This is a genomic window from Paenibacillus sp. FSL R7-0128 (assembly GCF_038002245.1).
Classification (GTDB): domain Bacteria; phylum Bacillota; class Bacilli; order Paenibacillales; family Paenibacillaceae; genus Paenibacillus_AQ; species Paenibacillus_AQ silagei.
Window position 1 is genome coordinate 803,479 of sequence record NZ_JBBOCD010000001.1, and the last position, 15,437, is coordinate 818,915.

Consider the following 15,437-nt stretch of genomic DNA (forward strand, 5'->3'; position numbering starts at 1 on the left):
GAAAAAGCGGATTCAGTCATTGAGCTGAATTCGCTTTTTTGGCTTGCGCCTCACACTCACATTATCTCAAGGTGATTCTAAACCGTCTCACCTTGAGAACTTTATTTATAGAAAGCTCAAGGAGGGGGTGTTATTTGAATGAATTCGCCTCATCACTTGATTCCATTTATGGGGTTTTTCATAAAAATTTAGTGGAACAAATGGATGGCCCATTGTTACAACCATGTAAAGTTCTACAATTAGCATTACAATTACCCGTACAACCTCCGCCTCCGCCCGATCCCCATTCATGATAATTAGGTTTAATGATATATTTCATTTTTTCACCTCCTTTCATTTTTTAATCTAAGATTTTAAATTCAGGGATTAATCTTACTTCCACAACATCAGAATCAATATTTTTAATTATTTCGGATTGTTAGTTATATGCTTTTTTGTATTTTAAACCAAAATATTAAAGTATATATATGTAATTTATCACATGATTGTATTGAAGAATATGCTATTAATATAAAAAGGGAAATTTATCTAATTAAATTAAGATTCACATTGAAATCGAAATGAATCCTTGAAATGTCTGAACTTAATAACCTAATCGCAAAAAAAACATACCATCAATTCAGATTGAAGAGCCAACTTGTTTTACTTGTTTTTTCGTAATAGTTCAAAAATACTAATTTAAAAATTGAATTGATATTCGTTTTTTTATTTCTTTAAAATAGTTTATATTTTAAATATTGTAAATAAATAATACAAATATTATAGTTAACATTATATTCAATTAATTACATATTATTAGGAGGGGTATATTTGTATAAAGAATCAAAATTTAATATTAGTTTTATTAGGGAAAATGCTAATTATATGTACAACAGTCATACGGGGAGTTTGGCAACATTAGACGAAGAATATCAAGCAAGTCTAAATTCTATTAATCAAAAAGATTTAATGAACATTCCTGATGATCATATTTTGAAGCTAAAAGAAGCAGGATTTATTGTGGATGAGGGAATTGATGAATTTCTAATATATAAATACATGACAAATAACTCTAAATATTCTAATCACTTCCTAGGTCTAACAATTGCAACAACATTGCAGTGTAATTTCAGATGCCCATATTGTTATGAGGAACATTTAGATTCTTATTTTGATGTAGAAAAAGAAGAGAATTTGAAAAAATTTATTTTCAATAACCTTGAAGATAAAAAAGCGTTATCAATTACTTGGTATGGTGGTGAACCACTTCTACAGAAAAAAATGATTGATCGAGTATCAAAGGAACTAATTAAGTTTTGTGATGAAAAGAAAATTACATACAACTTTGATATGATCAGTAACGGATATTTACTCACAAAAGAAGTAGCACAGCAATTGGTTAATGAAAATAAAATAAATTCTGTGCAAATCACGTTAGATGGTGGGCCAGAAACACATAATCAGACAAGATATCTTAGAAATGGTCAGGGATCCTTTGATAGAATTCTTGAAAATATAAAAGATATTGCTGATATTATCAATGTGAATATTAGAGTGAATGTTTCTCAAAACAATGTTGCTGATATTCATAGGCTAATCCCGATTTTATTGAGCAATGGATTGAACAAAAAAGTTAATTTGTACTTCGCACCCGTTACTGTTCATGAAGGAACTTGTCAATCAGTCTCAGAGTCATGTCTGGTCACTGAAGAATTTTCGAAATGGGAGACTGAACTAATTGATTATGCTGACAACCTAGGATTTGAAATGGGGAACATGTATCCCTCGAACTTGGGGGGGGGAGTGTGTACTGCAGTTAGTAATAATACCTTTGTTATAGATTCTGAAGGCGATCTCTTCAAATGCTGGAATGAAGTGGGGAAAAAGGAATCAAGAATTGGATCATTGACAGAAGGGATAACTAATATAAATCAATATGTGAACTGGATTGAGTGGAATTTCCCGGAAAAGTGTATGGATTGTTCAATATTCCCCCTTTGCAAAGGTAGATGTCCTGATATGAGTCGGAATGGTAAAGAAGTAGAGTGTAACCAATTGAAATTTAATATAGTAGATAGATTAATTCGATATTGTATGAACAACCCCTCTACCCCCTCGGAAAATGAAATGATTAAAATATAAGATTATTCACTTTAATTGAAGGGAGGTGAAAAAATGAACTATATTGTTACTCCTAATAGTCACGAATGGGGTTCTGGTGGGGGTGGCGGTACCTGTACCCAATACTGCAGTACTAAAGTAATCATTTGTCAAACGAATACCCCGTGTGGAAGTAATTGTAACAAATCTTGTTTTATCTATTTTCCATAATATATCATTAATTAGTAATAGTTAGTCACACAAAAAGAAGAGGGTGAAGAAATGGATTATATTGTTACACCTAATAGTCACGAATGGGGCTCAGGTGGAGGTGGAGGGACATGTACTGGGTATTGTAGTACGAAAATAGAAGTATGTAAGACCAACATGCCTTGTGGGACTAACTGTAATAAGTCTTGTTTTATTTATTTCCCTTAATAAAATTAAAATTACTATAAAATGTTAAGAAGGTGAAGGAATGGACTATATTGTTACACCTAATAGTCACGAATGGGGCTCAGGTGGAGGCGGAGGGACTTGTACTGGCTATTGCAGTACGAAAATAGAAGTATGTAAAACTAATTCACCTTGTGGAACTAACTGTAACAAGTCTTGTTTTATTTACTTCCCTTAACAAGGATGTTTGCAAGTTCCAAAATAATCCTTGAACTTTGATGTTTTTACATAAGGAATTTATTTTGGTTTGTAAGCTGGATTTAATACCTCTGTACTTACAGATTATTGTATACAATAATCTGTAAGTACCTAATCGGAGTGGAAAATATGAGAATTCAGCCAATAATGTATTTTTTGAAAATATTGAAATCAAGAAAATTTGTTTTTTCAGTGATATTTTTGATATTTTTAAATACATTTACGTCTTACTTATCACTTGTGCCAGCATATTTAACACAGATTATTTTTGATGATGTTATTGTAAGTTTTAATCTTAAATTGCTATTGAAAGTAATTTTCTTATTATGTTCCTTTTTTGTAGTTAGCGGTATCTTAAACATATTTAATACCTTGTTTTACGTTAAACTATTGAATTCATCTAGCTTAAAATTTAGGATTGAATATCTCACTGCTTATTTATCAAAAGATTTTAATTCTATTTCTAACTACTCAGAAGGAGATATTATTTATCGTGGAAATAATGATATTCAAAATATGTGTGAATTATGTTTTGAATTGATAATAAGAACTTTTACTCAGTTACTATTTTTAGTTGGGATATTATTTTTCATGTTTAAGAATAATGTTTTATTAAGTTCATGTGTAATAACTTTAATGCTAATTGAGTATATTTATAATTATCTATCGTCAAACAAATTAAAATTAAAAGTGGACAAAGTTAAATCAACAGATGCGAATTTGTTGGAAATTTATAAGCAAATAATTAATAGATATATATACATAAGACTAAATAGACTGCAAAAATATGAAAGTGGTCGTTTTTCAGGAGTAATAATTGAATCATTAAAAAATAGAGAAAGCTATATTTTGAGTCAATCTATTATATCAGGAGTCACTAATATCATTTCTGGTTCAAGACAAATGATTATACTTGCTATCGGTGCATACTTAATATCAAAGGGGCAGCTAAGTATAGGGTTGCTTATTGCATTTAATCAGCTAGTTCAATCTCTTAGTAGTCCAACTCAATTTTTCAGCAATTGGATTCATCACTATAAAGATCTCCTATCTTCGTTTGAAAGAGTAGAAGAAATACTGCGTACCACCAAATCAAGTAGATATAAAGTAATTAATGATCCTAATACTAAACTAATTTGTGAAAATGTGAATTTTGAAATGAATAATATATCGTTAATTAAGAATTTGAATATGTCTTTACATACAAAAGAGAAAGTTGCAATTGTGGGTGAAAGTGGGTCAGGTAAGTCAACATTATGTAAACTCATTGCTGGTTTATATGATTATGAAGGCAATATCTTTATGTCAGACTCTTTATCACCGGATAAGACTAATATTAGCTTTATGTTAGATGAAAGTACATTATTTAGAGGAAGTCTTTGGGATAATCTAACCTACGGTTTGGAAGATAAGCAGAAAGAAATTAGTGTTTTAAAAGAAGCTCTAAAGAAAGTGAAACTTGACTATCTGTACGAACAAACAGATGGGTTTAGATCTATTATAGATAAAAATATACTTTCAAAAGGAGAGAAACAGCGTCTTGAGATAGCTCGAATCATACTTGTTAAACCTGATCTTATCATACTTGATGAACCAACTTCGGGATTAGACGAAGATACTGAAAAAATTGTTTGGTTTAACTTACGAAAAGAGTGTGAAAATTCAACAATTTTATTTACTACACATAAAAAGAATATTATCTTTAAGAATGATAGAATTTTAAGTATAAGCAAGGGAGGACTTATTGAAGAATTAGAAATGACTGAACATTCCGATTTTAGAATATTGCAGAATGTATAATGTGATTTTAAAATATAAGCAGTCCTAAAAAACTTATAAATATGTTACTTATCGCTGACCGGCCCTTTATAAGGATAGATCCAGTATTTCCGCTGGTTCTCCAACAGGTAATTCTGTGCTAAATCATCCAGAGGCAAACAGACTCCTGCCGGACGAATCAGGCGATTGCTTTTCACTGCGGCGATGACATTAAATCCCCTGCGCTTACAGGTAGTACCAGGTAGAGGGATACCATAAGTGCGGTATATCTCCTTTATATTGGGAAATTTTAATTTAATCGTTATATTATTATATTTTTTAATTGTTTATGTTTTGATGACACGCATTAGTAGGTGAAAGTTTTGAAGAAAAATAAATTACCTTATGTTTATATAATGTTAGTCCTTTTTTGTGCCGTTATACTTGGGCTTATCTTCAATAGAAGTCAGAACGCGGTGAGGATTGATTGGAAACCTGACTTACAATTGTTAAAGCAAGAAATGCTTAATAATGAAGTTAGTTTGGCAACTAATAAAAAGCTTAGTGAAACATTTGCCCAAAGTATTGATAGGGTAATTGGGAATCTAAAGGATTATGGGAATGATGATGAAATAAAAATTGAAGTATCCAAAGTAATTGCATCACTAGGACAAAGTCATACCGCACTTCAACCATGGGATGAAAAAATAATTCCAATTAAACTATACATGCAGGACGATAAACTATATGCTATCGATACAATTAAAGGTTATAGTGAAATTCTCTATTTAGAGCTTTTGCAGATTAATAATCATCCTGTCAAAAAAGTGATGAGACAATTATCTGTACTCATCTCAAAAGATAATAATCAAGGTTTAAAAGTTAAAATTCCTGTGTTTATGATTTGTCCTTCCATTCTGTATGGTCTGGGTATTATTGACAATAAAGAGGGGATACAACTAGAATTTCGCGGAGGAAACAAAGATGTAAAGATCAAAATTGATCCTATAAAAATAAATAAGGCACAATCTGGATTTTTATCTCCATATAAGGAGAAACTTTTATACAACAAATTCATTAATAAGAATTATGGGTTTGAATATTTGCCCACTAACAAAAGCTTGTATGTAGCGTATAATTTTTGTGAAGAGGATACCAACTATGCTCTTAGTAAATTTGAAGATGATATAATAGAAACACTTCAAAGTTATCAAGCTGAGAAAATTATAATTGATTTAAGACGTAATCCTGGTGGAGACTCAACGTTGTTAGAAGCTTTAATTCACCGATTGGAATCTCAAGAAAGATTCCAAGGACACGTCCTTGTCCTTATAGGACGTGGAACTGCATCATCTGCAATTCAGAATGCTATTAAAATTCAAGAAATGTTAGATGCAAAGCTGATGGGTGAAGCAACTGGCGGAGATCCTAATAAACCGGGGGAAGTTCGTTCCTTGACACTTCCTAATTCTGGTTTGCACTTAAGCTATAGTACTCAAAAATTTCATTTGCAAAACAAGGGTATAGATGCTCTTTTTCCAAATATTCAAGTGGATTATTTAGTTGCAGATTATCAAAATGGTATTGACCCTGTCTTAACTGCGGCTTTAGATTATGATTTTCAGTAAAATTTTCGGGTGGGAAAATCATTAATAATTAAATTTAACATTAGAAATTTACATTTTTAAGATGGAGAGCCGACTTTAAGCCTAGTTGGCATCAATGGATATCACAATTAGAGACTAGAGATCTAGAAGTCTCAGTATATGAAACACAGGAGTATTTTTTTGTAAAAATATGTTATCTCCGCAATATGGATTCCATTATTCCTTTGAACTCTACTCCATATTTTATTTCAGTTACCGTGTCCTCTCACCATCCACTTTTTGTCCATTTCTACTTTACAATAGCTCTCAGGCAGACTCTTTTGCAGGCGGGCAAGCTCCTCTTCATTTGCGGACACCGGCTCTGTCGAATCCTGCCTTTGATCTGTGTTTTTCATGGGAAAGACCTCCTAGTTACGTTCAGTATAGGGCTCACACCCACCCCGTGAACTCCAGAATACTCGCTTTCGCCGATTGCGCCTCCGACTGCGCACCCTTGCGCCATTCCTTGGGCGGGACGCCCATCAGCTTGGAGAAGCAGCGGTTGAAGCTGGAGATGGAGTGGAAGCCGACCTTCTCCGAGATCTCCAGAATTGAATCCTCGGTGCTCTTAAGCTGCTTGCAGGCTTCCTCAATCCGGGTGCTGCTCAGGAAATCCAGGGGGGCGGTGCCCATCGTATCATGGAATTTGCGGCGGAAATGGGTGGTGCTCAAGTGGCACAGCCCGGCCAGGTCATCGATGGTCATCGGCGCCATATAGTTGCGGGTGATATACACCAGCGCGGGGGCGATAGCGAAGTCACCGAGGAGCGTATGCCCGGCCTCCTGGCCGCTCAAGGCTTCGTTCGTAGAATGAATGCGGAGCAGCTCAATGTACAGGGACAGCAATAAACCGTACGCACTCTCCTGATAGTAAGGCTTCTGCTGCTGCAATTCGAGGACGATGGAGGTAGCCAGCGTATAGACGAGGGGGTGCTTTTCCCTGCTCAGAATACAGTTCCTGCCCTGCACTGCCCAGAGATTCGGCTCGAAGCCAGCGTAGGCGCTCTTGAAGGAATGCTGAAACAGATCCTCCGGCGAGAAAAACAGATAGGACCACAGACTGGCCTCACCCGGAGAACTGTACGTCGTATGGGGCAGATACCGCGGCAGGAAGGTCACATCCCCGGCGGCAAAAGGCACGTTCTCGCCCTTAATCTCCATAATCCCGCTATCTGAATAGCAGATCCCGATCTCCAGGTGGTTGTGGAAATGCAGGTGCTCGCTCTTGATGTCAGAGATCTTCCAGCGTTCGCCGCTGAGCAGCAGGACAGGGAAATGGATCGGCAGGCTGTAGTGGCGGTACTCAATGACGGGTTTCTTTTTTCTGGGCATCTTCAGCAGCTCCTGTCCTTCTTGCGTTAGAATAGGAATGAAGAATAAAGGGTCGAAATTGCGCAGTTTTGATGTGAATGTGCTTAGATGTAGAACATTTTACTGCTTACAATAGATTATGTAAAGCGCTTCCAAGCGGTTGGACGAATAATAGCTGCCTTCAGAGACGCAGGGAACAGGAGAGGGGAATACACATGCTTCAAGTTAAATATAACCGTGAAGAAATCTTAAGTGTAATCGATAAAGTGGCAAGGAAGACACTGGCGATGGATTTAACATGGGAGTGGCCTTGCGGCGTTGCCTATTATGGGGTATCCAGAGCCTACCAGACCACGGGGAACCAGGAGTATCTGAACCAGCTGGTGAAGTGGGTGGATGAATATATTGAGCTGGGGCTGCCCGACTGGACGGTTAACACCTGTGCGATGGGCCATATGCTGATCACCTTGTACGAAGAGACCGGGGACCAGAAGTACTGGGATATTGTCATGAGTAAAATCGGCTATATCCGGGGGAGCGCGCTGCGGTTCGGGGATCAGGTGTTGCAGCATACGGTCTCGGTGTCCAATGACTTCCCGGAGCAGGCCTGGGCGGATACGCTGTTCATGGCTGCGTTCTTCCTGCTGCGTGTGGGCAGCAAGCTGGAGGATCAGGAGCTGATCCAGGACGCGCTTAACCAGTATTACTGGCACATCAAATATTTACAGGACCCCAGCACCGGCCTCTGGTTCCACGGCTATAACCATGTGAAGCAGGACCATATGTCCGGGCTGTACTGGGGCCGGGCGAACGCCTGGGGAGCCTATACCATGTCGCAGGTGAAGCCGCTGCTTAAGGAGTGGTACCTGTACCCGCAGTGTATGGATGTGGAGTGCTCGCTCCGGGATCAGCTGGCGGCGTTGAAGCTGGTACAGACGGAGGACGGCCTGTGGCGTACGCTGCTGGACGATGAGGAGTCCTATGAAGAGGTGTCGGCATCCTGCGGGATCGCTGCGGCCATGGTGAATAACGGCAATCCGCTGCATACCAAATATGTGCAAAAGGCCCTGAAGGGCATTCTGGAGAACATCACTGAAGACGGACGCGTATTGAACGTATCGGGCGGGACCGCCGTCATGAAGGACCGTGAAGGGTACCGCCATATTCCCAAGGACTGGACTCAGGGCTGGGGCCAGGGCCTCGCGCTTGCGTTCCTGTCGGATCTGCTGAAATAGGAGGAATTCCCGTTGCCGAAATTATCTATAGGCTCCACAGGAGCTTTTACCCTGCCGGGGGAAGCCGGTTATGAAGCACTGACGCTGAAGCTTGCCGAACGCTGGGGGGCCGATGTCATTCGTGACAGTGACGGCACGCAGTTGTCAGAAGAGATTATTAATGCCGGTTACGGCATCTATTCGACCCTGTGCATCATCCGCGACCATAACGGCTGGGCGGCGAGGAACCCGGACAAGCTGCAGCAGGCCTTCCTGATTACGAGTCCGAAGGTGGCTGTGCAGGATTACATATCCATCTATCTGCTGGAGGATTTCTTCGCAGAGCAATTCAGGGTGAATGATTCCCCTGAGGCATTCAAGTACTGGCAGGTGTTCGACCGGACAACCGGGAAGGAGGTGCCGGGGGAGCAGTGGAATTACGACCGGGAGTCCGGCAATGTGGTGTTAACCGGCATTACGCCTTGGCATAAATATACCGTCAGCTTCATGGCCTACCGGATCTGGGAAGAGATCTCCATGTACAACCACACGACGAATCACTGGGACAAAGAGCATCTGATGCAGATCGATCCGATGTATAAGGGGACCCGGCAGTACCTGCTGGACTGGATGGAGGACTGGTGCCGGGAGCATCAGGCAACGACAGTGGTCCGGTTCACCTCTCTATTCTATAATTTTGCCTGGATCTGGGGCAGCAGCGGGCAGAACCGCCATCTGTTCTCGGACTGGGGCTCCTACGACTTCACGGTTAGTGCGCGGGGCCTGGATCTGTTTGCGGAGCAATACGGTTATTCGCTGACTGCAGAGGATTTCGTGAACGGCGGCAAATACCGTGTCAGCCATATTCCGGCGGAGCAGCGTAAGCTCGACTATATGGCTTTTATCAACGATTTCGTCATCGGGTTCGGCAAGCAGTTAATTGACATTGTCCATAAGCACGGCAAGCTGGCCTATGTCTTCTACGATGACAGCTGGGTGGGCGCTGAGCCCTACAATGACCGCTTCGGGGAGTTCGGCTTCGACGGGATGATCAAATGCGTGTTCTCGGGTTATGAAGCCAGGCTCTGCTCAGGGGTGAAGGTGGAGACGCATGAGATCCGGCTGCATCCGTATCTGTTCCCGGTTGGCCTGGGCGGTGCACCTACCTTCATGGAAGGGGGCAATCCCACACTCGATGCGAAGCAATACTGGATCAACATCCGGCGCGCCCTCCTGCGTGAGCCGGTCGACCGGATCGGCCTGGGTGGCTATCTGCATCTGGTTGAGCCTTACCCGGATTTCTGTGCGTACATGGAGAAGATTGCGGATGAATTCAGGGAGATCAAGGAACTGCACCGGCAGGGGCAGCCTTATCACATCAAGACTAAGGTAGCTGTTCTGCACTCGTGGGGCAAGCTGCGGTCATGGACCCTGTCGGGCCACTTCCATGAGACGTATATGCATGACCTGATTCATATCAATGAGGCCTTGTCCGGCTTGCCGGTGGAGGTGCGCTTCATCGACTTCGGGGATGTCCGCCAGGGGGCTTTGCAGGATGTGGATGTGGTGATCAATGCAGGCAGCGCCGGTTCAGCGTGGAGCGGCGGGGACCACTGGAAGGACAGCCAGGCGGTGGATGCCTTGACAGAGTGGGTATATAAGGGCGGTGCGCTCATTGGAGTGAATCAGCCTTCCGCCGTGGACGGCTATGATCACTACTTCCGGCTGGCGCATGTTCTCGGGGTGGATGAGGACACCGGCGCCAGGGTAGCGCATGGCAAATGGGCTTATGAGGCTCAGCCGGTGCAGGGTCTGGTGCCGGATGGCGTCAGTCTCACGCCGAAGAACGGGGTCTATCTGACGGACGGGGCTGCTGCGGTGATCCATGAAGCAGAGGGCAAGCTGGCCCTGACTGTGAATAGCTTCGGAAAAGGGAAGGGCATCTATCTGCCATCCTTTGCCTTCAGCTGGGAGAATACGCGCCTGCTGCTGAATCTGATCCGCTTTGCCGGCAATGAACTGGAGGAGACCCGTTACCTTCCGGATAATCTCTACACCGAGTGTGCGTATTATCCGCAGAGCAAGCGCCTGGTTGTGATTAACAATAGCGGCCAGCCGCAGCAGACCACCATCGAGACGGACTATGGTCCGCAGGTTGTGGAGCTGGAAGCTTTTGATACGGTGATTCGGGTGATTGGGGGATAGCGGGCGGGGGCCGGCGTGGAGATAATATGATACTATAGAGGTACATTTATTTTCCCGTAGGGGTAGAAAAGAGCATATCATGAGAATCATCATTTCACCTGCCAAAAAGATGAAGACGGACACGGATTTCCTGGAATCCCGCCAGGCTCCGCAGTTCTTAAACGAGTCACAGACGCTCCTGGCCCTGCTTCGTAAGCTCAGTTACGCAGAAGCCAAGGCGCTGTGGAAATGCAATGACGCTATTGCTGCGCTGAATATGCAGCGGATTGAAGAGATGGATCTAACCCGGAATCTGACCCCGGCGATCTTCGCCTATGAGGGCATCCAGTACCAATACATGGCGCCGGGGATTTTTCAGACGGAGGAGCTGGACTATCTGCAGCAGCATTTGCGGATACTGTCCGGGTTCTATGGCATCGTCCGGCCGTTCGACGGGGTGGTCCCTTACAGGCTGGAGATGCAGGCCAAGCTCGGCGGGCCGGGCTTCAGTACCCTCTATGAGTTCTGGAACAGAAGATTAGCGGACCAGTTGTTCGCAGAGACTGACACGATTGTGAATCTGGCCTCCAAGGAATACAGTAAATGCATCTCTCCGTACTTGGGCAGCCATGTCCGGATGGTTAGCGTAGTATTCGGTCAGGAGATCGGTGGCAAGGTGGTGGAGCGGGCGACGCTGGTCAAGATGGCCAGGGGCGAGATGGTCCGGTTCATGGCGGAGCAGCAGATTACCAGCGTCGAGGAGATTCAGGGCTTCAACGGGTTTGACTTCCGGTATGAAGCGGCCTTGTCGGACGAGAACACGTATGTGTTCGTCCAGGCGAAGCAAGACAAAGAGTAGACTGATAGAGTGAGCAGTATAGAGGGTAATCCTGAAGATGGTGGAAGCACCGTATTCGGGGTTACCCTTTTGTTTGAAATATAAGAATGTATACGTTTCACTCAATAACTTATCCTTATATTTCTCGCTGAAACGTTACCGTCCTTCAAAAGGACGGCAAAGCCGTTTCCACTTGTTGCGGGCGGAAGCTCGCTTTTTGTAAAATAAGGAATAACTCAGAACAGATTCAGGAGGAGGACTTATGAGTAGGAGACGAGGCCCACTTACTAAAGAGCGCTTACTGGGGGAGCTGGATGCACTGGGGTATTCCGATAGAATCAAAGCAATCACAGGACTAGGCCGCGATCACCTGGGGTCCCCGGAATATTCACAGTTACTTACCTCCTTACTGGAGGACGGGGCTTATGAAGCGCGTCTGGCCCTGATGGGGGCGATCGCCACGCTGGATGCTTCTGTGATTCTGGCGGGGCTGAAGCACCCCATGGCAAGCATCCGGAATGTGGCTGCGGGCCTGCTGCCCAAAGTCGCCTCAGGCGAAGAGATTGAACGGGAGCTTCCGCAGCTGTCACAGGACTGCCGCCGCAAGCTGCTGCGCACGGTAGCCCTGATGAACCGCCAGGAGCTGGCGGAACGGCTATTGCCAGCGGTACAGGCCCGGTGGGGCCCGGAAGAGGCGGCAATTGTGCTGCAGGCCTGCTCAGAGGTAACCGTCCGCGCCCGGATTGTTGAGCTGGGGTACGCCATTAAGGATTGGAAAAAGCTGGCCAGCCGACACCTGGAGGTGGTCGCGGAGTATTTCACCAGAGAGCTGGAAGCAGCTCCGCTTAGGGCCAAGGGGACGGTCTGGTCACGGTTCTCCTCCGCGCTGGAGCATCTATGCAATCACAAGCCTGACCTGGTGCTGGCTTATGCGGTGAACCATGGACCGGCAGACATGCTGCCGCCTGCGCTTAAGGCGAATCTCGGCACACTGATGCGCATGAGACCAGGCGCGGTGTATGAGCTGCTGATGCGGACACAGACGCGTGGTGAGCTTATGACTTACGGTGTGCCTGAAGCTGTGCTCAAGCGGGCGAAGCTCCTCTCCATGGACGAGTGGTCGCAGCTTGCCAAGCTGCTGGCGGACCAGCCCCAGCATGTGGCGCGGCTGCTGGGGCATCTTGCGCCGTCTAAGCGCCAGGAGATTTTCGATGCTGTGTATGAGGAGGAGAAGCGCGGGGAGTGGATTTTCCCGGAGGGGCTGCTATATGTATTGCCGCATGAGCTGCGTGACCGGGAGGCTGCCCGCATGCTGGGCCTGCGTGAGATCAAGGAAAACCGGGAGTGGACCCTGCGCATTACTGCTGCCCGCTCCATTCTTCAGGTCCGTGAGCAGCTTGAGCAGGCCACCCGGGTATCGAATGCCGACGAACGCGCTACGGCGCTGATGCAGCTAATCCGCAGCACGGTTCTTGCAAGGCAGGGAATGGATGCCACACTGCTGACCTTAGGCCGCATCCGTAATGATCAGGACCCTGTGCGGAGCGCGGTGTTCAAGGAGCTGTCGGAGAGTCCGGCGTCTGTGTACGAGGCTGCTCATGTCCCTGCGCTTACTGTGCTGGTGGACAGTGTAATTGATGCCAGAGACACCTCCTACGGTACTAGGTACTCTGTGCAGCAATTGGCCTTCTCGATTCTGCGCCATCAGGCGGCGGAGCCGGGCGGGGAGCTGTTCAAGTTCGCGCTGAACACGCTCCAGAAGCTGGCGAAGCAGGACGGGCAGCTCTCTCTGCCGTCCCTTGCGAAGAATATGCCGCAGGGCGTGGAAGAGATCATCTTTGACAGTATCTATTCCTACGCCGCACAGGCGGGGAAGCGTGAGAATTACAACCTGGTGCTGAGCCTGGCGAATTCTTTTGGCAAAAGGGGGTGCGGCATCGTCAAGCTACAGCAGCTCTTACGGGAAGCCACCCGGGCCAAAACCGAGGGAACCGCGATCCGGGCAACCCGGCTCTGGCTGGAGGCGCTGCAGACGCGGGATGAACGGGTGAAGGAGCTGCTGGATGCAGATCCATCGTATATTACCATCCACGAGGTATTCTTGCATCTGCATCTGAAGCGTCAGGAATGGCTGGACCCTTACCTGTCGGGCGCTGCGATCAAGGGCAAGTTCCTCTCAGGCAAAACGGTATATCCTGTTCCGGCTGCGGACGGGTTTCACCGCTGGCTGCCGCGCCAGCAGGAGGCGTATAGTGCCCTGTTAAGCACAATCGCCTTCGGTCCCAAGTACAGCCTGTTTGAACGTTCCAGAGCGATCAGAATTATGGCAAGTATGCCGGATGGGAACCCGAAGCTGCTGTATGAGCTGGTACAGGACAAAGAGGTGGCGGTAGCGGAGGCAGCGCTTCATGCCTTGTCCCTGCTGGAGGAGCCGGAGAAATCCCTGCCCGTGCTGCTGGAGCATCTGGATAGCGACCGGGCCCGTGTAGCGATGTACTCCATCCCAAGGTGCATCCGCCGGGTCAGTCCGCAGCAGCTGTCTCAGGCTCTGAAGGCGCTGCTGAGCCGGGAGAAGCTGAAGATCACCGTCCGCAAGGAAGCCATCCGCCTGCTTGGTGCGTATAGAAGTGAGGACAGTCTTTCGCTGCTGTTGAATGAATTCTCGAAGCCTGCTGTGCATAAGGATGTGGTGATTGCTGTAGGGCATGCTGCCAGAGGGCTGCTGGACGATGAACGGAGCTGGGAGGTGCTGCGCGCCATCGCGGCTTCTCCAGAGCGTGATATCGCAGTGAGCTTGTTGTCCCGACAGCCTGATGCACTTCCGCTTGCCTACAGACCGCGCTATCTGGACTTAATCATAGCCATTGCCGATCACCCGGATGTATCCGTCAGCAGCCAGGCTTATAGTTCCATGAAGTGGTGGACAAGCGGTTATGAAGGTACCGTTGCGGCGGCTGCGGCTCAGGCGGTTGCGGGTCTGAAGGACAGCTCCAGCTGGGAGTTCGCGTTGATGACACTGATTGAAGCCGCCCGGGACGGCAAAGTGAATGCGGTTGTGGCCGGGATCTGCCGGCAGCTGGCGGCAACGCCCATGACACAGGAATGGAATGCAGCGGCAGACAGAGATCTGCCCCACCGGCAACGCTTGCAGGTGCTCATCAACCAGCTTACAGGTCTGCCCAAGAGTACAAGGGTGCAGCTTACCCCGTTGTATCTGGAGATGATCGATATTCTGGCTGCCGATGAGACATTACAACAGCTGGTCCTGACCTTATATATTGCAGTGATCGACTGGAGTAACGTTGAGGAAGCGTCCGTGTATGTGAAGCGGATCGCGCAGGAGGTAACCCGTCAGCCGCAGCTCTTGAGCGAGTTGTACCGCGGGCTTGCCGTCAGCCTGGAGAACAGCGCCGGATACTGGACACCGGAGACACTGCTTGAGATTGTGGATGTGCTGCGGGCAGAACCGTCTTATGAAGCTCCGTATCTCGGACTGTCCTTGCTGGAAGCAGCGGGAAGCGCGCTGCGCTGGAGCCCGGAAACGTCAGAGCGTCTGCGGGAGTACAGGAATTGCAGCCATGCGGCAGTCCGCACACAGGCGCTGAATATTTGGACCGCGAGGGAATCCCGGCTGTTCATGCTATAACCGCATATGCAGGATGGGCCAAGGCTTGCCTTGCTCATCCTGTTCGGAGCGGGCGTAGACACGGAAGCCTAAATGTTCGTAGAATCCGGTAGCATTAAGAATAAATA

Annotated in this window: 9 protein-coding genes; 7 read left to right on the forward strand and 2 right to left on the reverse strand. The window is 46.0% G+C overall.

Going from position 1 to position 15,437, the window contains the following annotated elements:
- Nucleotides 1–810 precede the first annotated feature (810 nt).
- The 3 genes from NST26_RS03310 to NST26_RS03320 all read left to right on the forward strand — a co-directional run bounded on the left by NST26_RS03310 (nucleotide 811) and on the right by NST26_RS03320 (nucleotide 6,119).
- Nucleotides 811–2,121: a radical SAM/SPASM domain-containing protein gene (locus tag NST26_RS03310; RefSeq protein WP_340978513.1), complete on the forward strand. Its 1,311-nt coding sequence runs from the start codon at nucleotides 811–813 to the stop codon at nucleotides 2,119–2,121.
- A gap of 741 nt (nucleotides 2,122–2,862) precedes the next feature.
- Nucleotides 2,863–4,533, forward strand: coding sequence for an ABC transporter ATP-binding protein (locus NST26_RS03315; RefSeq protein ID WP_340978514.1), 1,671 nt, complete (start codon nucleotides 2,863–2,865; stop codon nucleotides 4,531–4,533).
- Between the two features lie 341 nt (nucleotides 4,534–4,874).
- Nucleotides 4,875–6,119 (forward strand): S41 family peptidase, encoded by a 1,245-nt coding sequence (locus NST26_RS03320; protein ID WP_340978515.1) that lies wholly within the window; start codon nucleotides 4,875–4,877, stop codon nucleotides 6,117–6,119.
- Between the two features lie 227 nt (nucleotides 6,120–6,346).
- On the opposite strand, the gene NST26_RS03325 is transcribed toward NST26_RS03320, so the two are convergent.
- Together NST26_RS03325 and NST26_RS03330 are read right to left on the reverse strand one after the other, a co-directional pair.
- A complete protein-coding gene (locus NST26_RS03325; protein WP_340978516.1) occupies nucleotides 6,347–6,493 on the reverse strand; it encodes a hypothetical protein in 147 nt (48 codons plus the stop codon).
- A gap of 34 nt (nucleotides 6,494–6,527) precedes the next feature.
- The gene (locus tag NST26_RS03330; RefSeq protein WP_340978517.1) at nucleotides 6,528–7,469 is read right to left on the reverse strand and encodes an AraC family transcriptional regulator; all 942 of its coding nucleotides are present in this window, start codon (nucleotides 7,467–7,469) and stop codon (nucleotides 6,528–6,530) included.
- A gap of 194 nt (nucleotides 7,470–7,663) precedes the next feature.
- On the opposite strand from NST26_RS03330, the gene NST26_RS03335 reads away from it, so the two are divergent.
- The 4 genes from NST26_RS03335 (at nucleotide 7,664) to NST26_RS03350 (ending at nucleotide 15,330) form a co-directional block, all read left to right on the forward strand.
- Nucleotides 7,664–8,683, forward strand: a complete 1,020-nt coding sequence (locus tag NST26_RS03335; protein WP_036730724.1) for a glycoside hydrolase family 88/105 protein — start codon at nucleotides 7,664–7,666, stop codon at nucleotides 8,681–8,683.
- 12 nt (nucleotides 8,684–8,695) lie between these two features.
- Entirely contained in the window at nucleotides 8,696–10,867 is a 2,172-nt protein-coding gene (gene gnpA / locus NST26_RS03340; protein WP_340978518.1) for a 1,3-beta-galactosyl-N-acetylhexosamine phosphorylase, read from the forward strand.
- A gap of 79 nt (nucleotides 10,868–10,946) precedes the next feature.
- Nucleotides 10,947–11,705: a peroxide stress protein YaaA gene (gene yaaA / locus NST26_RS03345; RefSeq protein ID WP_339312785.1), complete on the forward strand. Its 759-nt coding sequence runs from the start codon at nucleotides 10,947–10,949 to the stop codon at nucleotides 11,703–11,705.
- 241 nt (nucleotides 11,706–11,946) lie between these two features.
- Complete coding sequence (locus NST26_RS03350) at nucleotides 11,947–15,330, forward strand: HEAT repeat domain-containing protein (protein WP_340978520.1); 3,384 nt, start codon at nucleotides 11,947–11,949, stop codon at nucleotides 15,328–15,330.
- The last annotated feature ends 107 nt before the right edge of the window (nucleotides 15,331–15,437 follow it).